The 21,725-nt window shown below is 57.9% G+C and carries 16 protein-coding genes; 12 read left to right on the top strand and 4 right to left on the bottom strand.

What is annotated here, in order from left to right:
* Positions 1-155 precede the first annotated feature (155 nt).
* The 3 genes from H2O17_RS07915 to H2O17_RS07905 all read right to left on the bottom strand — a co-directional run bounded on the left by H2O17_RS07915 (position 156) and on the right by H2O17_RS07905 (position 5,841).
* Entirely contained in the window at positions 156-2,291 is a 2,136-nt protein-coding gene (locus H2O17_RS07915; RefSeq protein WP_182049197.1) for an AMP-binding protein, read from the bottom strand.
* A 10-nt stretch (positions 2,292-2,301) separates the two neighbouring features.
* A complete protein-coding gene (gene serA, locus H2O17_RS07910; RefSeq protein WP_182049196.1) occupies positions 2,302-3,513 on the bottom strand; it encodes a phosphoglycerate dehydrogenase in 1,212 nt (403 codons plus the stop codon).
* Between the two features lie 81 nt (positions 3,514-3,594).
* Positions 3,595-5,841: a HelD family protein gene (locus H2O17_RS07905; protein WP_182049195.1), complete on the bottom strand. Its 2,247-nt coding sequence runs from the start codon at positions 5,839-5,841 to the stop codon at positions 3,595-3,597.
* Positions 5,842-6,110: 269 nt separating this feature from the next.
* Here H2O17_RS07905 and H2O17_RS07900 point away from each other — a divergent pair, with 269 nt between their 5' ends.
* Together H2O17_RS07900 and H2O17_RS07895 are read left to right on the top strand one after the other, a co-directional pair.
* Positions 6,111-7,457 (top strand): PAC2 family protein, encoded by a 1,347-nt coding sequence (locus tag H2O17_RS07900; RefSeq protein WP_182049194.1) that lies wholly within the window; start codon positions 6,111-6,113, stop codon positions 7,455-7,457.
* 5 nt (positions 7,458-7,462) lie between these two features.
* Positions 7,463-8,992, top strand: coding sequence for an MFS transporter (locus H2O17_RS07895; protein ID WP_182049193.1), 1,530 nt, complete (start codon positions 7,463-7,465; stop codon positions 8,990-8,992).
* On the opposite strand, the gene H2O17_RS07890 is transcribed toward H2O17_RS07895, so the two are convergent.
* A complete protein-coding gene (locus H2O17_RS07890) occupies positions 8,941-9,843 on the bottom strand; it encodes a spermidine synthase (protein ID WP_246311195.1) in 903 nt (300 codons plus the stop codon). The two genes, H2O17_RS07895 and H2O17_RS07890, sit on opposite strands and share 52 nt — an antisense overlap.
* 304 nt (positions 9,844-10,147) lie before the next feature.
* On the opposite strand from H2O17_RS07890, the gene dinB reads away from it, so the two are divergent.
* The 10 genes from dinB (at position 10,148) to murD (ending at position 21,708) form a co-directional block, all read left to right on the top strand.
* The gene (gene dinB, locus H2O17_RS07885) at positions 10,148-11,389 is read left to right on the top strand and encodes a DNA polymerase IV (RefSeq protein ID WP_182049192.1); all 1,242 of its coding nucleotides are present in this window, start codon (positions 10,148-10,150) and stop codon (positions 11,387-11,389) included.
* 105 nt (positions 11,390-11,494) lie between these two features.
* Positions 11,495-11,890: a DUF3040 domain-containing protein gene (locus tag H2O17_RS07880; protein WP_182049191.1), complete on the top strand. Its 396-nt coding sequence runs from the start codon at positions 11,495-11,497 to the stop codon at positions 11,888-11,890.
* A 460-nt stretch (positions 11,891-12,350) separates the two neighbouring features.
* On the top strand, positions 12,351-12,782 hold the full coding sequence (mraZ, locus tag H2O17_RS07875) for a division/cell wall cluster transcriptional repressor MraZ (RefSeq protein ID WP_182050988.1): 432 nt from the start codon (positions 12,351-12,353) through the stop codon (positions 12,780-12,782).
* Between the two features lie 114 nt (positions 12,783-12,896).
* On the top strand, positions 12,897-13,955 hold the full coding sequence (gene rsmH, locus H2O17_RS07870; RefSeq protein ID WP_182049190.1) for a 16S rRNA (cytosine(1402)-N(4))-methyltransferase RsmH: 1,059 nt from the start codon (positions 12,897-12,899) through the stop codon (positions 13,953-13,955).
* On the top strand, positions 13,952-14,359 hold the full coding sequence (gene ftsL / locus H2O17_RS07865; protein WP_182049189.1) for a cell division protein FtsL: 408 nt from the start codon (positions 13,952-13,954) through the stop codon (positions 14,357-14,359). The genes rsmH and ftsL overlap by 4 nt, the downstream gene beginning before the upstream one ends.
* The gene (locus H2O17_RS07860) at positions 14,360-16,234 is read left to right on the top strand and encodes a peptidoglycan D,D-transpeptidase FtsI family protein (RefSeq protein WP_182049188.1); all 1,875 of its coding nucleotides are present in this window, start codon (positions 14,360-14,362) and stop codon (positions 16,232-16,234) included.
* Positions 16,224-17,747 carry a UDP-N-acetylmuramoyl-L-alanyl-D-glutamate--2,6-diaminopimelate ligase gene (locus tag H2O17_RS07855; RefSeq protein ID WP_246311194.1) on the top strand — a complete coding sequence of 508 codons (1,524 nt, stop codon included), beginning with the start codon at positions 16,224-16,226 and terminating at the stop codon, positions 17,745-17,747. The genes H2O17_RS07860 and H2O17_RS07855 overlap by 11 nt, the downstream gene beginning before the upstream one ends.
* Positions 17,747-19,150 (top strand): UDP-N-acetylmuramoyl-tripeptide--D-alanyl-D-alanine ligase, encoded by a 1,404-nt coding sequence (locus tag H2O17_RS07850; protein ID WP_182049186.1) that lies wholly within the window; start codon positions 17,747-17,749, stop codon positions 19,148-19,150. Before H2O17_RS07855 ends, H2O17_RS07850 begins: the two co-directional genes overlap by 1 nt.
* Positions 19,151-20,236 carry a phospho-N-acetylmuramoyl-pentapeptide-transferase gene (gene mraY, locus H2O17_RS07845; protein WP_182049185.1) on the top strand — a complete coding sequence of 362 codons (1,086 nt, stop codon included), beginning with the start codon at positions 19,151-19,153 and terminating at the stop codon, positions 20,234-20,236. It abuts the gene before it with no gap.
* A complete protein-coding gene (gene murD, locus H2O17_RS07840) occupies positions 20,233-21,708 on the top strand; it encodes a UDP-N-acetylmuramoyl-L-alanine--D-glutamate ligase (protein ID WP_246311192.1) in 1,476 nt (491 codons plus the stop codon). Before mraY ends, murD begins: the two co-directional genes overlap by 4 nt.
* Positions 21,709-21,725 lie beyond the last annotated feature (17 nt).

Raw genomic sequence — 21,725 nt, 5'->3', positions numbered from 1 at the left:
TACGGTAGCCAAGAAGAACTCGGCATTGCGGTAACCAAGAAGAACTCGGCATTGCGGTAGCCAAGAAGAACTCGGCAGCACTGAAAGCTCAATACCTCTGCGCGGGAGGACCCCACTTCTCTACGGTGACCACCCGCGCACGGTGTCTCAGCGAATCAGTGGAGTGATTCCTCATCCGAGTCGATTGGTTTCTCATCTGGTTCCTGCGAAGATGCTGCACCAGCGGCCGGCGCACCATTCGCGGTGTGCGTTTCGGCCTGCGCTTGTGCACCTGAACCGGGGTCGGTTCCTTCGGATGAATCCTCTTGGGTGGCCGCCTCGCTTTCAGCTGCAACTTGATGAAGGCCGAACCCAATGCGACCATCCTCATCTGTCTTGAGCCTAGCGTTGAGCTGTTCAGTAGCCTGTGAGATCTGCTCGCTTGCCAAGGTCAGCTTCTCCTGAAGCTGTTCCTTGGTCGCATGCCACGTTTCGGTCACATTCAAAGAGAGTTCTGAGACGGATTCGGCAACCGATGCTGTCAGGGCCTCGAGTTTGTCTGAGGTAGCTTCTGTAAGTTCGGCAGCCTTCTTCCGCCATTCGCCGGATTTGAGCTCGTACTCTTGGAGTTCGTCGCGCACCGCGCGGCGTAGTACCTTTCCCAGCTGTGAGCGTGGCAAATCTTCTGCGATGGCAATGGACTTTGGCATGGCGTAGTGAGAGAGCTTATCTTGTGTCCACCTGCGAACGGCATCGATATCAACGATGGTATCGGGCTCTAGCACCAGTACCGCCACAACAGACTCACCACGGTTCTCATCAGGCATACCAACTACTGCTACGTCGCGAACACCCGGCATGGACTTAATGGCATCTTCCACCTGAGACGGATACACGTTGAAACCACCGTGAATGATCATCTCCTTGCGACGATCAGCCATGACGAGGAACCCGTCATCCCAACGGCCAAGATCTCCGGTGCGGAGCCAGCCGTCGTGGAATACGGCGGCTGTCTCATCAGGCTCGCCCAAGTATCCAGAGAACACTTGAGGCCCACGAACGAGGATTTCTCCCACATCGGCGGCGTCCTTGCTCGGGTCGTCCGGGTCAGCAAGGCGAATCTCGGTGGATGGGAAAGGAATCCCGAGAGTGGATGGGCGCCGATTGATCGAGACAGGCGAACCGGCAATGATAGGGCTCGCCTCGGACATGCCGTATCCCTCAATAATGAATCCGCCAGTGGCTTCCTCCCATCGAGTGGCGAGGTCTGGATCCAGGGCCATGGCACCGGAGAAAGCCCATTTGATGGAGGTGAGGTCTGTTGCCTTTCCCGCCTCGCGTTCTTTCACGGCCTGGGCAAGAACACGTTCGAACATGGGAGCAACCCCGGGGAAGAGGGTGATGGGGTAGCGACGCTGACCAGCAAGTAGGGAGGAGACGTCAAAGTTGGGCAGGATCACCAACGTGGCCGCTTGAGAGATCCCCACGCCGAGCACAGTCTGGAGCCCGAATGCATGGAAGAATGGCAAAACACCAGCGAAGACTTCCTCGCCTCTGCGCACACCTTGGATCCACAGCGTGGTCTGGGTGATGTTTGCCATGAGGTTTCGGTGGGTGAGTTGGACGGCCTTGGGTACGCCAGTGGTTCCACCTGTGTGGATTAAGACTGCGCGGGAATCAAGGTCGATTCCGGAATCAGTCTTCAAGATGAACTGGCTGGCACTAGGGGCTTTCTTGACAACTCTGTCAAAAGAGAGAATGCCATGTGGCACATCGGCGCGTAGTTTCGCCCGCTGCGCGCGTGCAGACGCAACAGGGAGAGTCAACAACAAGCGCGAGAAGTGGGGGAGTTCCCGAGATAGGTCAACTGAAAGGTACGTCCTGCCCCGGTCATCGCCGTCCTCAGTCAGTTTGGCAAGCGTCTGCTCCCAGACCACCACCACTTTCGCTCCATGGCGCGCCAACTGTTCGTGAAGCTCGGCGGATGGCGCCAGAGGATTATGCTCCGCCACTACGGCGCCCAGGGAAAGGGCCGCGTAGAATGCCACCACGTGTTGCGGGCAGTTCGGCATAATCAGGGCTACTACATCGCCGCGGCGTACCCCACATCGGTACAGTGCAACCGCGGCCTTCCGCGTCTGATGCGCGAGTTCGGAGTAGGTGATGGTCCGCCCGAGAAAGTCAATTGCAATGCGATTGGGATAATCTTTGGCAGACTGCCACAGAAGCGAACCCAAAGGCCGCGTGACTGGTTCGATCTCAGCTGGTATGCCGGGAAGATAAAAGGGCCGCGCCGATGTGGATTCACTCATGCTTCAAACCCTAGTACTCACGCCTGAGAACTCGAAGCCGAATGTTCTGAGGAGAGTCCGCGAGATGTTCGACGGCGTGAGCCGGAAGCTCCGTGGAGACGTCGGTCACCATGTAGCCAATCTCTCCTTCTGTTGCTAGAACCTGAGTGTTGATGTTGGCTCCCTCATCCGCAAAGATCTGGTTGACTCGCGCCAAAGCGCCTGGCATGTTCCTGTGGATCCACGCGATGCGATACAGAGAGCTGCGCGACGGCGTGGCCGCGATGTTCGGAAGGTTGACCGATAGTTCGGTTGAACCCTTTCTCCAGTAATCCAAGAGCTTTCCAGCCACGAAGTAGCCAATTGACTCCTGAGCCTCGAGGGTGGATCCTCCGATGTGCGGCGTCAAGATGACGTTGGGGAACTCAACAAGCGGGGAGTCGAACGGATCGCCATTGCCATCTGGTTCTTCAGGGAATACGTCGATGCCAGCTCCCGCGAGTGAACCATCTGCCAGCTTCTCAACGAGGGCGTCGATGTCGACGATCGAACCGCGCGAAAGATTGATAAGTATCGCGCCCTTCTTCATCTGTGCAAACTGCGAGCGACTGAAGAAACCCCTATTTGAGGGGCGCCCGTCCACGTGCAAGGAGACAATGTCAGCTTGGTTGAGGAGCTCATCCAAGCTTCGGACGCGTTTCGCATTGCCGATGGTCAGGCGTTCGGCTATGTCATAGAAGATGACGCGCATGCCCATAGCCTCAGCCAGTACCGAGAGCTGCGTTCCGATCGAGCCGTATCCGACGATGCCAAGAGTCTTGCCCCGTACTTCGTGGGCGCCGTTGGCAGACTTCTTCCACAGTTTGGAGTGCAGTGCGGAGTTCTTCTCAGGAATGTGACGGGTCAACGCGATTGCTTCACTGATGGCCAGCTCCACAACGGAGCGCGTGTTGGCGTATGGCGCATTGAACACAGCGACGCCGTGTTCGTTGCACGCTGCCAGATCGATCTGATTGGTGCCAATACAGAATGCGCCAATCGCTGTAAGGCTGGGGCATGCCTCGATGACTTCGCGAGTCACGGTGGTCTTAGATCGGATGCCAAGGATATCGATTCCGTCAAGAGCGTCTATCAGATCCTGGCCTTGGAGGGCGTGGGAGACTCTGATGATCTCGCAGTCGGTCTTGTTGAAGACCTCATCGGCTGACTGGTATGGATTCTCGAGCAGGAGTATGCGGGTCACGGATCAACAATGTCCGAAAAACCCTGGCGCGGCAACATCAGCTCACATCCCGGGCTTTTTCGCGTGAATGCCCTCGGGCTCTTAGGCGTGCATGCCTTCTGGAAGTGCAGTGGTATGAACCACCCGCAGCTGCCGCGTTGGCCTAGTCATGGCTACGTAGAGACTTCCGGGCCCCTCCTCCAGAACCGCAGCAGGTTCAAACAGCACGACGACGTCGTATTCGAGCCCTTTGGACTGATACGGAGTCAACACCTGGATGCGTGCGGCAACATCATTCCCATCAGTGTCGGTAGGCCAACGTTGCGCTGATTCAGATGCCAGGATGGCCGCTGCGACCCGATCGTGCATGGCTTCGGGGGCGATGACTGCCAGAGTGCCGCCGCCAACGCCATATTCTGCATCCATAATGAGGCAAGCTTGTGAAATCTCCATGGCGAGCACCTCATTCACGGTGTCGATTGTGGCCGGGCTATCTACAAAGCTGTCCGGAAGGTCGCGAGCTGCTTGGACAGACGCCACCCTGGCTCCCGCTGCGAGCAGCGTCCGGCTCGCGGCATTCAGAACAGTTGCTGGCGTGCGGTAAGAGATCGTCAGGTTCTCCTGACGTACGTTCTCACCGAGGCGGCCCAGCAGGGACCGCCATCCGCCTTGCGGCGCGCCCTCTGGGCGTTGGTCGAGATCTCCTACCACGGTGAAGGATCGGCTCGGGCAGCGCCGAATAAGCATCTCCCACTGCATGGGTGAAAGCTCTTGTGCTTCGTCTACCACCACGTGGCCGTATGTCCATGAACGGTCAGAGGCTGCCCGTTCGGCGAGCGTAATGCGCGGGCCAGAGTCCGCCAGCCGCTCCGCCATCATCCCGGCATCGAGGATCCCGCCGCCGAGATTCATAGCGGACATCGTCTCGCTGACGTATGAGGAGAGTTCGGCTTGGCGAGCCTGTGCGGCTGAACGTTGCCGCCTCTCAAAATCGTCATGGAACGGGCCAAGGTGTTCGGCAAGTTCATCAAGAATGGCGATGTCAGCCGGGGTGAAGCCCGAACCCTTGGGACGAATGAGTGCGCTGAGTTCACTATCGCTTAACTCGCGGGCCACTTCCCGAAGAAGTTCGGGGCGCGAGTAGAGGCGTTCAAGCAGCTGGGAGGGTGCCGATGGCAGCCAATGGAGGTTAATCTCACGGCGCGCATCTGTGGACGCGGCGACGTCGCCGATAATCCACTCATTTTCTGCCAAGGAGAGGTCTTTTGCATCAGCTACGCGGCGGGCAAGCAGGTCAACGAGCATTCTTGCGTAAACGTCGCGTGCTTCATTATGTGAGGTGCCTGCGCGGCGGGCTTTGCTGTGAGCGGTTTCCACATCTCGTGGGGTCAGGCGAACCTGGACTCCGGAGATGGTGAGGGTGACAGAACGCGAAAGTGGACGCTCAAGTACCTCGCGGACAGCGCGCTTGGCAATCCTGCGCCACACGAGGCGACCCTTGATCTCGCCAGCGTATGCAGAATCTACAGACGTAGCTCGAACACCGGGCATGAGGCCAGCGATTGTTGTCGAAACAACGTCTGATTCGCCGAGAGAGGGAAGGACCTGATCGATGTAGCGGAGGAACACGGGGGAGGGCCCCACAATGAGCACTCCGGAGCGCGATAAGCGTGCCCTCTGGGAGTAGAGAAGGAACGCAGCGCGGTGGAGGGCCACGGCCGTCTTACCGGTGCCGGGGCCACCTTGCACTACGAGGACGCCCTGAGATTCGGCGCGGATGATTCGGTCCTGTTCGGCTTGAATGGTCGCGACGATGTCAGACATCTTTCCGTCGCGAGCCTGATTCATGGCAGCCATGAGAGCGCCTTCGCCCGTGAGATTGAGGTCATTGCTCGTGGCATTGGAGTCGAGTAGTTCGTCTTCAATGCCGGTGACCTCGCGGAAACGGGTCTGGATATGGCGGCGTCGAACTACATCGCCAGGATGGGCGGCCGTGGCCTGATAGAAGGCTTCTGCTTGCGGTGCCCGCCAGTCCAGCAGGATGATCTCGCGATCCGAGTTCTTCAGACTGATGCGGCCAATGTGTTCGTTAGTTCCATCTTCAAAATCCAGGCGGCCCAGAACAAGACGATTCTCCACGTTACGAAGCCGGGTGAGGTTGTCCTCATAATGACTGGCAAAGGAATCCCGCTCGGAGAGTTCCCCGGCGCTCTCTTGGCCCGTTTGGCTACGAACGGTGCTCAGCCGATCAGCGTACGCTGCGCGTTGACTATCTAGAGCGTGGTAAGCATGGTCCACATAGTCCTGCTCTTGAGCGATGGCGCGTTCACGTGGCGAGCTTTCAGTCACTAGGTGGCCTCCGTGGGTGGTGGGCAAAGTGTGTTTACCCAGTAAGAAAACTGGACCATCAATTATCGGGCATACGTCCGCATTTCGCCAACAATGGTTCGCCGGTGGGATAAATGCGGCTCGTGCCACGCCACTGTAGTCTGGAAGCGTCGAAGATTGAGCACAAACGGATTACTATTTGCACGGTCCGATCCATGTGAGTGGTTTCGACTGTAAGTGATCGGCTTGGCACGTCACGTTGTGCCGGTGCCCGTCGGAAGGAGAGAGTAGTGGCGCATTACGTTTCATTTCCCGATGAGGTGCCTGAAGGTCCCATTGAGAATCTGGTAATCAACCTCGTTGATCCTGCAACCGATGCCGGTGCTGTATCGCGTCTTATCGCCCATTCGCTTGCACCACTCGACGGTCAGCCTGCGGCATTGTTCGATACGGATCCTTTGATGGATTATCGCGCGCAGCGTCCGTGGGTGAACTTTGAAGATGGCAAACTCGTGGGATTGTGGCGCGATGGCCTTGTCCTCTCAAACGCGCGGGATATGGAAGGACAGCCCTTCCTCCACCTCCACGGCATGGAACCCGATTTTCACTGGGAGGCATTGGTCTCTGACATGCTCGACATCGTCGAGCGGTTTGGTGTGCGGCATATCTTTGCTTTCACCGCCATTGGTTCGGCCACTCCGCACACGCGTCCCGCTGACATGGTTGTCCGAAGCTCGGATCCGGACACCAATCCGGAGGTGCTGGAAGCAAACTTCTGGTTCCAATCATCGTTTGCTGACTACCTTGAGTTCCAGACCTCGCGGCTCGATCTAGGCATGACCAACGTTGCAGTCCGAGTGCCGATGTACTTAGTGGGTCATCACTTCTCGGCTGGCGCTGCGGGCGTTCTTAAGATGGTCTCCAGCTTGTCCGGTCTGCGCCTGCCCGTGGGAGATCTGGAGCAGGATTCGGCAGGTCAGGTGGAGGAACTCGCGGAGCTCATGGAGCAAAACGAGGAGCTCAAGGGCATGATCGCAGCCCTTGAGAATGACTATGACCAAGAAGGCGCCACCCAAGGCTTCGTTACTGCGCCGGCAATGGAACTCGCGGTGCCAAGTGTTGATGAGATCGGGCGAGCAGCAGAGCAGTTCCTTGCACAAGCCGATATCACGCTACCGAACCCCGCTGAGACGGACCAGTACGATCCGCAAGGACTTATCCAGCGTATTGCTGAGTTCCGTCAGCGAAATCGCGTCATGGAACAGAACGACGACGGCAGGCCACGGTCCCGTTTTGAAACGAACGTTCGTTTCGGCGACGTCGTCGATAGAGGTGTGCGGGAGGCGTTCGAGGAGTCAAACAACGGCAAGTCGAAACGGGTTGAAGGCGAAGGATCTCAAAGGTCTGACGGATCGAGTGAGCCGGAGCACATTGATACTCCGCCGAATTCGCCCGATACCGCCCAAACCCAGCAAGATGACCAGATCGATGGAGCCGGTGCGGCTGATCCAGAGCCTGAGCAGGAACCGTCCGCATCCGATAACGCCGATAGCATAAGACCAAGTAATGACAAAGAGTTTCGTCTCTGGCCACGGCGCCGGGGCCGGCACGCACGTCCGAAAGACGAGGACAGGTAGACCACGTGGCTGAAGCGGGATCAAAGCAGTCCAGATCCGCATACTTGGTATTCTTCGCCGCCGAAGCCATTTACATTATGGCGATTGCTGGGCGCTCCAGCTTCGGAGTGGCTGGGCTGTACGCGATGGATCGATTCGCGATTAACGCTTCGACTTTGTCCCTCTTCACGGTCATTCAGTTAGCTGTGTATTCGGGTGCCCAGATCCCCGTCGGTCTGTTGCTGGATCGCATTGGAGTGCGCAAAGTCCTCGTGAGTGGTGCGGTCATCATGGCTGCTGGCCAGATCGTCCTAGGACTGACCACATCGCTTCACGTGGCGCTCGCGGCCCGGATTCTCATCGGCCTTGGGGATGCCACGGCTTTTAGTTCGGTGTTGCGACTCATCCCCGTGTGGTTCACGCCCTTCGCTGCACCACTGATGACTCAGATGACGGGCATGCTTGGACAGATTGGCCAGATCATTTCATCGATCCCATTCGCATTTGTGTTGGGGCAGTTTGGGTGGTCTCCAGCTTTTGTTGGTCTGGGAACGGTGGCTGGGCTTGTGTCCATCATCGGGTTGGTATGGGTTCGAAACTCTCCAACGGACAGTGGCCAGCAGGTCCGGCGTGTTGACCCGCAAGAGCAAGGGCAGAGCGCACGGGACGTCATGCGGGAACCTGGCACATGGTTGGGTTTCTGGACGCACTTCACGTGTGGATTCCCCGCCACAGTGTTCCTCCTCTTGTGGGGCACACCGTTTCTGCAGATCTCACAAGGACTTTCTGCCGGAACCGCAGCTGGGCTACTCATCCTTCCACCGTTGGCGGGGGCCGTGGTTGGACCAGTCATTGGGCGCATGACTGGCGCTCATCCTCTCCGCAGATCGTGGTTGGTGTACGGATCAGTGGGCTTGTGCGTGGCGACGTGGATTCCGCTGTTGGTTATGGATTCCGCGCTTCCACTCTGGTACCTGGCCTTGTTCTGTGCGCTGCTTTCGATTCCTAGCTCGGCTTCGAGCATCGCTTTCGATTTCGTGAGAACATCGGTGGACGTGCGCCGCGTTGGGACGGGCAATGGGCTCGCCAATATGGGCGGATTCTCCGCCTCTCTCATCATTTCCTGGGTCATTGGGCGCATTCTTGACCAGCTAGCGCCGGGTGGGGATTACAGCCGGGACGATTTTCAGATAGCGATGGCCAGCCAAGTTATCTTCATCGTGATTGGCCTCATTGGAATCGCGTATTTCAAGAACAAGGTCCGCAAGAAGATGATGCAACAAGGAATCATTGTTCCTCCGCTGCGCGAGGTGTGGGAACGCTATCATCCAGCCGCTACAGTGCTGGACAGCCGGACAACCACATATGAGGCCGCTGTTGAGGCATCCTCAATGGAGTTAGCTGCTGCCTTAGCGGCAGACACCGTGATAGAAGCGGAGAATGCTGCACAGGTGAAAGCCGTGAGCGATGGAGATGGACACGATGATGCCGCAGGAGCGGCACCTCACACAGTGGGGTCACCAGAGGAATCGGGAACGAGCGTAGACCACAACTGACCTGGAGCGAGGTCGGCGTCGCGAAATGGGCGGGCGCTTTCGGCTCGTCGTCGTAGTTCGGATTCCCCAAGGACCTTTGCGGGTAGTGGGAGGCGCCGCACATCCCGTTCTATGGTGTCCATTGCGAAGTCGCGGTCTGAAGCGGCGATGACGATGTTCCCGAAGCGCCGCCCCTTCATGATGGCTGGATCGACGATTGCCATGACGTGGGCAAAGGTACCTGTCAAAGCGCTGACTTCCTCACCAAACACCGAAAGTCCAGTCGAAGCGATGGAGTTGAGAAGATAGACGCCTCCCTCCGATAGGACATCGTGGGCGCGTGCAGCGGACTCAAGCGTCCTGAGCTGAGAAGGCACGTGACGGTTTGCAAATGCGTCGCGAACAACCACATCCCATGTGCCCTTCGTAGTATCGAGGGCCCTGCGTGCCTCATCAATCCGGATCCTGAGGCGCGGAGATCCTGGTAGGTCGAACCACTCACGCACGGAGCGCGCCAGGATCGCGTCAATCTCAATGGCTAGCTGCCGCGAGTTCGGCCGGTCAGCGTCAAGTGCGCGAGCGAGTGCGCAACCAGCCCCGCCCAGATGGAGGACGCGAAGGGGCTCTGCTTCGGTAAATCGCGAGTCTACGATGAGCCGAATGTGCTGCATGTACTCGAACTCGAGTTGGCGCGGGTCAGCGAGGTTGAGTGCCGATGATTCTGCGCCATCGAGGTAGAGCGTGGCGAGATCTCCGGCCAGCCCCACTTCGGCGTGTGCAAATGTGGTGCGCACGATCCCCTCTGGCAGTCGATCCCGCTGGAGAATCTGATCATTAGGCGTGTGGGAGGTCATTCGGGTTCTTCTGCTCACGGAACTCAGCTTATCGTGGCAGGTACCTGCGCCGCCTCGCACGAGTATGACGTGCCAGCAGCTCACTCACTATAGTGACGTGCCAGCAAAGCACTCATGAGTATGTCGTGCCAGCAAAGCACTCATGAGTATGTCGTGCCAGCAAAGCACTCATGAGTATGTCGTGCCAGCAAAGCACCCGGCAGCAACGATCGTCACGGGTCAGGAACGATCGTCACAGATCAGGAAGGTGCTCGTGTCTGGGACTGGCGCTCATACTGTGGCGGTGCTCACGCGTTAGGCTGGAGTTAGTTAGGAGGAAATGATGTCACGAGCTCCTCGATCTGCAGCGGCCAAGAGAAACTGGGGTAGTGATGACTCCCAGACGAATATCCTCCACATCGATATGGACGCATTCTTCGTTTCTGTGGAGCTCTTAGAGCACCCAGAGTTGGCGGGTAAGCCTGTGGCGGTTGGTGGCCGTGAGCGGGGAGTGGTTTCAGCAGCATCGTATGAAGCGCGTGCTTACGGAGTGAACTCAGCGATGGCGGTGGGTCAGGCGTACCGGTTGTGTCCTTCCATCATCATGCTTCCTCCGCGAGGGGATCTGTACCGCGAGGTCTCACGCCGAATCATGGCAATCCTCGCCGATGTGACTCCCAAGATTGAGCAGGTCTCGGTCGATGAAGCGTTCCTTGACGTCTCTGGAGCCCGACGGCTCTTCGGGTCTCCGGTGGAGATTGGGCAGGCACTGCGTCACAAGATCCGCTCGGAGGTTGGAGTACCCGCCTCTGTTGGCATTGCGGCCACAAAGCATGTTGCCAAGGTGGCTTCTGCCCACGCCAAACCGGACGGTCTTCTTCTCATCCCTGCATCGCAGACTGTGGAGTTCCTCCACTCACTTCCCGTGGGAGCGCTGTGGGGAGTAGGCGAAAAGGTGCGGCAGAAGCTTGAGGTTCAGGGAGTTGAGACCGTTGCTGATCTCGCGAACCTCGGCGAAGAGCGGCTCGTTCGCATCCTTGGTCAGGCCAGTGGAAGGCACCTCTTCGCACTGGCCAACGGCGTGGATCCACGCCAAGTTGAGGTATCCCGTCCCGAAAAATCAGTGGGTCGCGAAGAGACCTTCTTCGACCATGTCAGTGATCGGGAGGAACTAGCACGTGTGTTGCTTTCTCAAGCCCATGACACCGCCAGACGGCTGCGCGCCATGGGTCTAGTGGCGCGATCCATCAGCATCAAGGTTCGTTTCGCTGACTTCACCACGATCACTCGCTCCACAACCTTGGCCCAGCCCAGCTCGGTTGCCAGTGATCTCTACGCGGGCGCAATGCGGCTGCTCGCAGCGGTGACAATCAGGGGAGATGGCTTACGGCTATTGGGAATGCGTGCCGAACAGCTCATAGATCCAAGTGACGGGATCCAGCTGGCGTTTGATGACGATCCTCGCCGCGCCAAGGCAGAGGCTGTCATGGATCTCGCTCAGGTCAGGTTTGGCCGGGCAGCACTGCGCCCGGCGGCGCTGATCGAACATGATAACTCGGGCACCGAGGAGGATACTCAAGGTTAGTTGGGCTGATTCTTGGGGATTTCTTTACCAGCACAACCTTGTTAACTACCCTTCGGCTACGCCTAGGGGATATTCTTAGGGCACGACGATCGACGAGGAGACGAAATGCCTCTTTCAGAATATGAGCGCAAGATGCTTGAGGAACTCGAGGCCCAGTTGGCCGACGAGGACCCCAAGTTTGCCGACACATTCAAACCTGAACCTTCCGCGGAAGCACGGTCGATGGAACTTTCCATTCGGGACCTCGTGCTCGGCCTCCTCGTTGCAATTGTTGGAATTGCAGTGTTGGTGGGTGGAATTGCAATAGAACAGGTGATCGTTGGTGTACTTGGCGTAGTTGTCATGTTCGCCGGATTCTGGTTTATCGCTTCAGGCTTCAGGTCTGGACCATCGCAGGGCAAGGGCACATCCAAGGCCTCCAAACCTGACCCAGACGCATCTGGGAAGTTCATGGACCGGCAAAACCAAGAGTGGGAGCGTCGGCGCCGCGAGGGCCGGTAGGTTTCTTCTCTGTGGCACCGGCAGCGTGAATGGTACCGCTAGCATGACTGGTGTGTGCCACCCAAGCAGGGCTTGGCGTGCGCCGCGGCGCGGCTTGGCAGGGCTCTAAGACTCTCAATCCCACCAACTCAATATCTTCTCTCACGGGAGGTCAGACCATCTGGTCTGACCTCCCGTGTTGTGTGCTGCCCGCGATCTTCCGCCCCACTTCGCTCCACCTCCAAAGAGGGGATGCACTGCGCCGATAGCCAACCCCAGGAAATCTCCGTCATCTCCTCTACACTCCTGCCGTCTTCCTGTGACATCTCCGGAGGAGCCTCAGCGAGAGGGGCGAATTCCCCTCCACTCCGATTTCTCAGCAATTTCAACGAATATCCGAAATGTGGTTGCGCCCGGTGACGTGATGTTGGAGCATTGTGGAGTAAAGTGGAGCTACGAAAGCAAAGAGGGGGTGAATGCGGTGTTCCTCGGTACATATGAGCCACGGCTTGATGACAAGAGCCGCCTCATTCTTCCCGCCAAGTATCGTGACCAACTCCAAGCTGGGCTGGTCATGACTCGTGGTCAAGAACACTGCCTGTACGTCTTCCCGCTCGCCGAGTTTGAAGGCATGCAAGAACAGCTCCGCCAAGCTCCACTCACTTCGAAAGAAGCACGCTCTTACCTGCGCGTGTTCCTTTCTGGTGCAGTTGACGAGATCCCAGATAAGCAAGGCCGCGTCACAATTCCGTCGTCCCTGCGTACCTACGCAGGATTGGAACGCGAACTTGCCGTTATCGGCACGGGCAACCGGATCGAAATCTGGGATCAGGCGGCGTGGAACGCCTATCTCACCGACCAAGAGTCAGCCTTTGCTGATCGTGAAGACGAGGTTATCCCGGGACTCTTCTGAGTCCCGGTTGGTGATCTTCTTCTGCCTATCTGAGGCAATTCCCCAGTTTCAGATAGGCGGGAGAGGACCACTGATCGGGCCGGATTCCCAGATTTCAAGAGAAAGGAACTGTGGATGCGGGACCACTTTGCTGCACCTCATGGTGCTGAGTCACCTGAAGGCCCTCACGGCGACTTCTCTCCCATTGACCCAAGCGGGCCACGCGCAGCCGGCAACGCCCTTCACAAGCCGGTCATGCTCGACGAGTGCTTGGAATTGCTCGCCCCCGCCTTGGATGGGCGCACGCCAGTCATGATCGATTGCACGCTTGGAATGGGCGGGCACACTCAGGCATTCCTTGAGCAGTTTCCGCTGTTGACTGTGGTGGGAATCGATCGCGACAAGGATGCTATCGCTTTGGCATCGGAGCGCCTGAGCGGATTTGGTTCGCGGTTCCAACCGGTTCAGACCACCTACGACGACGTCGCCAATGTGGCCTCCACGTATGGAACCAACGGACGTGTTGATGCAGTTCTGATGGACCTTGGCGTCTCATCTCTACAGCTTGATGAAGTAGAGCGCGGCTTCTCATACGCTCACGATGCTCCACTGGACATGCGGATGGACACGCGGAGTGGGCGCACAGCCGCGGATCTGCTTGCCACAGAGCCTGTTAAGGAGATCGCCCGGATTCTCTCTACGTATGGAGAGGAACGATTCGCAATGCGAATCGCCCAGAGAATCGTGGCTCGGCGTGATACGGATCCAATCGTGCGTACGCGAGATTTGGCTGAACTTGTCAGAGACGCTATTCCGGCAGCAACTCGCCGAACCGGTGGAAACCCGGCAAAGCGCACGTTCCAAGCCCTAAGGATCGCAGTCAATGATGAGCTTTCTGTTCTTGAGCGGGCAATGCCTGCGGCAATCTCAGCGATTCGAGTAGGTGGGCGAATCGCCGTCGAATCCTACCAATCGCTCGAAGACAAGATCGTGAAGCGAGCGCTGGCCGAGGGCGCCACGTCGTCGACCCCTCCAGGGTTACCGATGGAACTACCGGGCCACGAACCCTACCTCAGACTTCTCACACGAGGGGCCCGCAAAGCGAGCGCCGAAGAAATCGCCGTCAATCCACGCAGTGCATCGGTTCGCCTCAGGGGTGCCGAAAGGTTGCGTAACGAAGGGAGCAACTCATGAGTGCCGTGTCAAGTTCAGCTGTGCGTTCGGCTGCTCCACGCCCAGTTATTCAGGGACTTCCTGAGCTCTCCGTGGTGCCCACTCCGGCCAAACGAAGTGGCTTCATCGGAACAGTTTTGGCGTGCGCCGCACTGTTCGTGGGCGCTTTCGGATTGGTCTTCTTCCTCAACACTCAGATGGTGGCTTCTGCATTCGAGATTCAACAGATCAACAAGGAACTCAACGTCGTGACTGCTCATCAGCAGACGCTTGAAGATCAGGTTGTGGGCGTCTCCACGCCTCTTGGCCTTGAGCAGAAGGCGAAGGATCTCGGAATGGAACAAGCAACGACGATCCTCCACCTTGATGTGGACACGGGCGCGATTGTGAATCCGGACCAAACCCAGGCAGCCTCAGGAAAATAGATGCCGAACTTACGAGATAACCCCAAACTGCGCAAAGCGAGTCAGGGACTCTCGAACTGGCGGCATTCGTTCACGCGCCAATCAATGCCGGTTCGCAGGTTGCGTTCATTGACGGTGATGTTCATGGTCTGTGCTTCGCTGCTGACTGTGCGGCTCGTTGACGTTCAGGTGATACGGTCCGCTGAACTGGCTGAGAGCGCATCATCGTTTCGCACGCGCACATACACGCTGCAGGCCAAGCGTGGCGACATCGTGGACTCATCGGGTGCGGTGCTCGCCACTTCTGTGGAACGCTACAACGTTGGAGTGAACCAGAATCTCATTAGTTCGTACGTCGTTACTGACGACAACGGCAAGGTGACCGGTACGGGAGCAGCCGCTGCGGCGGCGGCCCTGGCACCGCTTCTCGAGGTCGATCAGGCAACACTTGGTGGCACGCTTCTGGGCGGTCAAACCAAGTCCACATTCGTGTACATCGCGAAGGATATTTCGCCTGAACTCTGGCGCGAGATCAACGCACTCGGTATTCCCGGTATTGAGCCTGAGCAGTACATGAAGCGCATCTATCCCAATGGGACTGTGGCGGGAAATATCCTCGGCTACACAGGCGAGACCGGCGATGATGACACAGTGACGGGCCAAGCCGGAGTTGAGAAGTCGGAGAACAGCGTCTTAACCGGAACTGACGGTTCGCTGACTGTACAGATTGCTTCCGGTGGTGCCGTGCTGCCCAACGGCGAGAAAACGCAAGTTGCAGCTGAAGATGGCGATACAGTCAAGCTGACGATCGATCGAGACCTACAAAATACTCTTCAGGAGGCCGTCGATTCATCGGTCAAGGAAAACGACGCCGAATGGGGCGCCGCCGTCATAATCGAGATCGGCACGGGACGCGTCTTAGCGCTGGTGGATTCGAACTCTCCTGATCCCTCTGATCTTTCGGCAACTGATCCTGACGATTGGGGATCGCGTGCGGTCTCTTCTCCTGTTGAACCGGGATCAACGGGGAAGATCATCACCTTTTCCGCTGCAGTTGATCAGGGTACTGTGACGCCCCTGACCGTCTATCAGGTTCCTGACTCTCTGACCATGCCCAATGGCCAGACCATTCATGACAACGATTCGCATGGCACGTCCACTATGACCGTGGCTGGCATTCTGGCAAAGTCGTATAACACGGGGCTTATCCAGGTTGGCGATACGATCTCAGACGAAACACGATTCAACTACATGAGGAGCTTCGGGATCGGATCCAAGACGGGCATTGAGTTGCCCGCAGAATCGGCCGGAATCCTTTCCGATTACACCACGTGGGACAATCGAACGCGCTACACCACAATGTTTGGTCAGGGTTGGGCGTTGACCACACTTCAGCTTGGCCAAATGGCAGCGACAGTTGGAAATGGTGGCGTGTACGTTCAGCCACACCTAGTCGATTCGACCATTGACTCCTCAGGCACGGAAACCCCTACGGTTCTTGAAGAATCACATCGGGTGATATCAGAGGACACCTCTCAGACCATGATCAACATGATGCAGGCGGTGACCGATTCGCAGTCCACGGGATGGAGGGCTCGCGTCAACGGGTACAATATTGCGGGCAAAACCGGAACGGCTCAGGTCGCCGACGAGAACGGCAACCTTACCAAGCGTGTGGGCACCTTCGTTGGTATCGTTCCTGCCGAGGATCCGCAGATCGCGGTGGCAGTGGTGGTGTACAACGCTGCGGGCGCTGGTTACGGAGGTGACGTGGCGGCTCCGGTTTTCAGTGACGTGACAACGTTCGCGGTCAGGCAGTTGGGAATCTCCCCATCAACCCAACCGCTGTTCAAGTACCCGTGGTATGAATCGGAGATCGAATCAGATGACAAGTGAGTTGCGAGAGCTGGCAGAACTGTGCGGTGGGGCCTGCCATGGCGATGTCGCTGTTTCTGGGGTGACCTCGGATTCTCGTAAGGCTGGTCCGGGTATCCTTTTCGCCGCGGTGCGGGGCCAACACGTTCACGGCGCGGTCTTCGCTGAAACCGCCGTTCAGCAAGGTTCTCCCGCTGTCATTACAGACCATGATGGCGAAGCGCTTCTCACGTCACACGGTGTTGCGGTTCCCTATATTGTGGTCGACGACGTCGCCGCGCGGTTGGGCGAGGTTGCAGCTCAGATCTATGGTCGTCCAGCAGATTCGCTCCGCACTTTTGCGGTGACAGGTACAAACGGAAAGACCACCACCGCATATATGGTGGACAACATTTTGACCAGCTTGGGACGCACAAATGGGCTCATCGGCACTGTGGAGATTCGTTTAGCAGGGGAGCCGGTGCCGGCAGCGCTGACTACACCGATGCCTGCTGACCTTCAGGAACTGCTGGCAGATCTCGTTTCGCGGGGCGGCACGGACCTCGTTATGGAGGCTTCTTCCCACGCGCTTGCACAAGGCCGCACCGATCCCATCCAGTTTGATTCAGTGGGCTTCACCAACCTGACGCAAGACCATTTGGACTTCCACAAGACTCTAGACGCCTACTTTGAGGCGAAAGCATCACTTTTCACGGAGAAGAAGGCGCGCAACGCCGTTGTGACTGTCGACGACCAGTGGGGCCAGCGCCTCTACATGCGCGCTCAGGAAGAGGTTCCGGGCACAGTATGGGCACTCGCCGTTCTGGGTGACTTGCCTCAGGGCGCTGTGGGTTGGAAGGTCACCGCCATTCTCCCTGAACAAGGGCGCACTCGCGTGACTCTAGCCAGCACAAATGGTGAGGAGTTCACCTTTGCCACGGAGCTCCCTGGCGATTTCAATGTGGCGAATGCTGCGTTGGCGTTGCTCATGGTCGCTGCTTCGGGTGTGCCCGTGTCCGATTTGCCGACGCTTGTCAGTCCTGCAGTTCCAGGCCGGATGGAGCGGATCGACGTGGACGGGCGGACTGTTGGGCCACGCGTCGTCGTCGACTTTGCGCACAATACGGACGCGCTCATCAAAGCGCTGGAGGCGTTGCGTCCAACAACGCGTGGGAAGCTCATCGTACTGACGGGGTCCGCCGGCGATCGTGACAAAGGCAAGCGGGCAGCGATGGGCGCCGCGGTGGCAAGGCTCGGCGATATTGTGATCATCACGGATGACGATCCGCACAGTGAAGATCCTGGCGCGATCCGAGAGGCAATAATCGCGGGAACCGCGGCGTTTGACACGCCCGTCATTGAGATTCCCGACCGCGGGCAGGCAATTGAACGGGCGATCACGATGGCCGGTTTGGACGATACGATTCTTCTAGCGGGGCGAGGCCACGAGACGATTCAAGATGTTGGGGGCAACCTCGTAGAACTTGATGACCGAGTCGAAGCCCGGCGGGCGCTCGCTCAGCGTGGGGTCCACGAAACTCAGGAGATGAACTAATGATTCCGGTGACGCTGGCGCAGCTGGCCAACGACTGCATGGGTGACCTCGGAGGTCATGCAGAGGCTCTGGTCACGGACATCTCGACCGATACCCGTTCGCTCAGTGGTGGCGAACTGTTCGTAGCCATTCGCGGCGAACGTGTCGATGGCGCTTCTTTGGCTGGTCAGGCAATACGCGCCGGAGCCGTCGGTGTGCTCACAAGCGATCCTGAAACTGCAGTGGCTTCTGGCGCGCCAGCCGACCGCCTCGTCGTGGTTCCTGACGTGGTGCAGGCCTTGGGTGCCGTGGCGCGCGGGAATCTGGAACGCGCACGTTCATACGGAAATCCGGATCTGACCGTAGTAGCCGTTACTGGTTCCGTTGGAAAGACCACCACCAAAGATCTGCTTGCTGCAATTCTGGCCGAGCGCGGCCCCATTATTGCGCCACCGGGCTCATTCAACAATGAGATCGGGTTGCCCATGACAGTCTTGCGCGCTGATGCCAATACTGCGACGCTCGTGCTTGAGATGGGCGCTGACCACATCGGCAATATTGAATACCTGACCTCGATCGCATCACCGGATGTTGCGGCCGTACTCATTGTGGCGCGCGCGCATTTGGGCGAGTTTGGTGGCATAGAGAACGTGGCGCGCGCGAAGTCCGAGATCATCGTTGGTTCCAGGCCCGGAGCCACTGCCGTTCTCAATGCCGACGACGCCCGCGTAACCGCCATGCGTTCGCTGGCGACGGGTCCAGTGGTCACGTTTTCTGCCGTCGGTAATGCTGACGTCTTTGCTTCCGATATCACCACCGACGCAGCCGGTCACGCTTCGTTCGTCCTGCACCACGGCCAGGAGTCACTGCCCGTCACACTTCAGCTGGTAGGCGTACACCATGTCAGTAATGCGCTGGCTGCCGCGAGCGTAGCTATCGCACTGGGAACCTCGCTTCGTCACGTTGCCGGCGTACTCAGTTCATCGGGACCCGCCAGCCCGCATCGCATGGATGTCCGTGTAGTTGACGGCGTGACGATCATTGACGACTCATATAACGCCAACCCAGACTCCATGCGCGCAGGACTCGCTGGACTTGGACACGTCGGTTTGGGACATCGAAAGATTGCCGTACTGGGCGAGATGCTTGAACTCGGCGATGCTTCTGCGGCCGAACATGCGGCTTTAGCTTCAGTTGCCAAGGAGGCCGGAGTAGACATTCTGGTGTGTGTAGGATCTGGCACGCGCGCCCTCTCTGCATCTGCGATCGCAGAAGGGTTGAATGTGATTAATGCGGAGAATCCTGATTCTGCGCTGGTTGTTTTGTCCAAGACTCTCGATCCTGGAGACGCTGTACTCGTCAAGGGATCCAACGGGTCCGGTGTATGGCGAATCGCCGATGCGCTTAACGGGAAGGGAAAGTAGATGCTGTCAATTCTCGTCGCGGGTGCGGTATCGCTGTTCGTCACACTGCTCGGCACGCCAGTACTCATCAAGGTGCTTATCAAGCACCAGTACGGTCAGTTCATTCGGCAGGACGGTCCCACTGCGCACCTGACCAAGCGTGGCACCCCAACCATGGGCGGGTTGGTCATCATCTTTGCAACGCTGGCGGGATACTTCGTTGGTAACCTCGCCACAGGTCGTGGGCCGAATGCGTCGGGCCTGCTAGTCCTCTTCCTTATGACTGGCTTGGGCTTGATTGGCTTTCTCGATGACTTCTCAAAGATTCGCCACAAGCAGTCGCTTGGACTCACACCATGGGCGAAGATTCTGGGGCAAGCGATTGTGGGAATCCTCTTCGCTGTGCTTGCCGTGCAGTTCCGCGACGATGCGAATCGCATGCCCGCTTCGTTCCGTATCTCCACGGTTCGCGATACCCAAATCGATCTAGCCTTTGCCGGAGTTGGTATAGGCATAGTTCTGTTTGTCATTTGGGCGAACTTCCTGATCACGGCATGGTCCAACGCAGTCAATTTGACCGATGGCCTCGACGGCTTAGCCACTGGCGCCTCAATGATCGCGTTCGGGGCGTACACAATCATCACGATCTGGCAGATGGGTCAAGTATGTGAGAGCGTGCTGAATCCGGCTCCCGGATGCTACGACGTTCGCGATCCTCGTGATCTGGCAATTGTGTGTGCTGCAATCATGGGCGCTTGCTTTGGATTCCTGTGGTGGAACACGTCTCCTGCCCAGATCTTTATGGGTGATACCGGTTCGCTCGCTTTGGGAGGAGCCTTCGCGGGCCTCTCGATCTTCACGCATACCGAATTCTTAGCTGTGATCATTGGCGGACTCTTCCTCGTTGAAGTTCTTTCGGACGTGATTCAAGTCGGTTCCTTCAAACTCACGAAGAAACGAGTCTTCCGAATGGCTCCTCTTCACCATCACTTCGAGTTGAAGGGGTGGAAGGAAGTGACGGTGACCGTTCGTTTCTGGATCATTGAGATCGTGTTCGTGGTGATTGCTCTTGGTTTGTTCTATGCGGAATGGTTGGCGCGTCAATGACACTCACAAATCCTGGGGCACGGGAACTGGACGGCAAGCGTATAGCGATTGTTGGGTTGGGAAAGTCAGGGCGAGCTAGCCTCAAGGTCTTGGGTGAACTCACGCAAGCAACGCTGTCTGCTTGGGACGCGGATATGACTGCGCTGGCGCGCATCGCCGGTAGTCGCGTTGATACCGCGGGCAGCGATCTGGATGCCGCAAGCCTCGCGCGAAAGGTCCTTGCATGGCACCCGGACATCATCATTCCTGCCCCTGCCATTGCCGAAGTTGGGCCTTTGTTTGAAGCTGCCCGCGAGGCAGATGTTGAGCTGTGGAGCGAGATCGAGCTGGCTTGGCGTTTGCGGGCGATGGACGAACAGGGTAACTATGCGCCGTGGCTGTGTGTAACTGGCACCAATGGGAAAACCACCACCGTCTCGATGGTGGGAGCCATGCTTAAGCAAGCTGGTCTAGGTGGATTACCCATTGGCAACGTTGGAAACCCCGCCGTTCTGGAGACCACCAGAACAGACGCCGCTGCGCCGAAAGCTTTTGTTCTTGAGCTTTCTTCGTTCCAACTAACCACCACCCATTCGGTATCACCTCTTGCATCTGTCTGTCTGAACTTTGCCGATGATCACCTTGAATGGCATGGTAGCCGCGAGGCATATTGGGCCGCGAAGGCGCGGATCTATGAGCGTACTCAGGTGGCATGTGTGTACCCGGTGGGTGACTCAATTGTCCAGCGCATGGTTGATGAGGCCGATGTGGTGGAAGGTGCACGCGCCATTGGCGTGTCTGCAGACGTTCCCGCCGCAGGATCCATCGGCATTGTTGAGGGCGTTGTTGTCGACAGGGCCTATCACGCGAGCCGATTCAACGAAGCCATTGAACTCTTTGAGATCTCGGATATTGCGCACCTCGCTCCGGCTGGTTCACCGCTGCCCGAACACATCGTCAAGGACGCATTGACGGCGGCCGCCTTGGCACGTGCTGCCGGAGTCAGTGGTTCTGACATCAGAGCGGCGCTGCAGTCTTTCGAATCAGGCCATCACCGCATCGAACTCATCGCAACCCTCAATGGCGTGCGGTATGTAGACGATTCCAAGGCCACGAATGCACATGCCACACTGGCATCGATCGCTTCCCAACGCGACGGCTCAGTGGTTTGGATCGCTGGGGGAGTTGCAAAAGGTGCGCGCTTCAACGAGCTAGTGGGCGCCGTCAAGTCCAAACTCCGCGCCGTCGTCGTTATTGGTGTTGATCAAGAGCCATGGAGGGACGCTCTGGGCCAAATCCCCGATGTCCCCATCCGCTGGGTGGATCCTTCCACCACCACGCCGATGGAAGACGCCATTGCACTATCACGTGATGTGGCGCGGCCAGATGACACTGTGCTGCTTGCGCCTGCATCTGCCTCGTTTGATCAGTTCAGTTCCTATGCACAGCGCGGCGATGCCTTCGCCGCTGCGGTCCGAGCCAGCCGTGCTTAGCCCGGGAAGCAGGCGCC

The sequence above is a fragment of the Changpingibacter yushuensis genome, assembly GCF_014041995.1.
Lineage (GTDB): Bacteria > Actinomycetota > Actinomycetes > Actinomycetales > Actinomycetaceae > Changpingibacter > Changpingibacter yushuensis.
This window is presented reverse-complemented; position numbering and strand designations above follow the sequence as displayed.

Excerpts from the sequence above, each read along its gene's own strand:
- H2O17_RS07915 (WP_182049197.1), bottom strand. The coding sequence starts at position 2,291 with ATGAGTGAATCCACATCGGCGCGGCCCTTTTATCTTCCCGGCATACCA.
- dinB (WP_182049192.1), top strand. The coding sequence starts at position 10,148 with ATGTCACGAGCTCCTCGATCTGCAGCGGCCAAGAGAAACTGGGGTAGT.
- H2O17_RS07880 (WP_182049191.1), top strand. The coding sequence starts at position 11,495 with ATGCCTCTTTCAGAATATGAGCGCAAGATGCTTGAGGAACTCGAGGCC.
- rsmH (WP_182049190.1), top strand. The coding sequence starts at position 12,897 with ATGCGGGACCACTTTGCTGCACCTCATGGTGCTGAGTCACCTGAAGGC.
- ftsL (WP_182049189.1), top strand. The coding sequence starts at position 13,952 with ATGAGTGCCGTGTCAAGTTCAGCTGTGCGTTCGGCTGCTCCACGCCCA.
- H2O17_RS07860 (WP_182049188.1), top strand. The coding sequence starts at position 14,360 with ATGCCGAACTTACGAGATAACCCCAAACTGCGCAAAGCGAGTCAGGGA.
- H2O17_RS07855 (WP_246311194.1), top strand. The coding sequence starts at position 16,224 with ATGACAAGTGAGTTGCGAGAGCTGGCAGAACTGTGCGGTGGGGCCTGC.
- H2O17_RS07850 (WP_182049186.1), top strand. The coding sequence starts at position 17,747 with ATGATTCCGGTGACGCTGGCGCAGCTGGCCAACGACTGCATGGGTGAC.
- mraY (WP_182049185.1), top strand. The coding sequence starts at position 19,151 with ATGCTGTCAATTCTCGTCGCGGGTGCGGTATCGCTGTTCGTCACACTG.
- murD (WP_246311192.1), top strand. The coding sequence starts at position 20,233 with ATGACACTCACAAATCCTGGGGCACGGGAACTGGACGGCAAGCGTATA.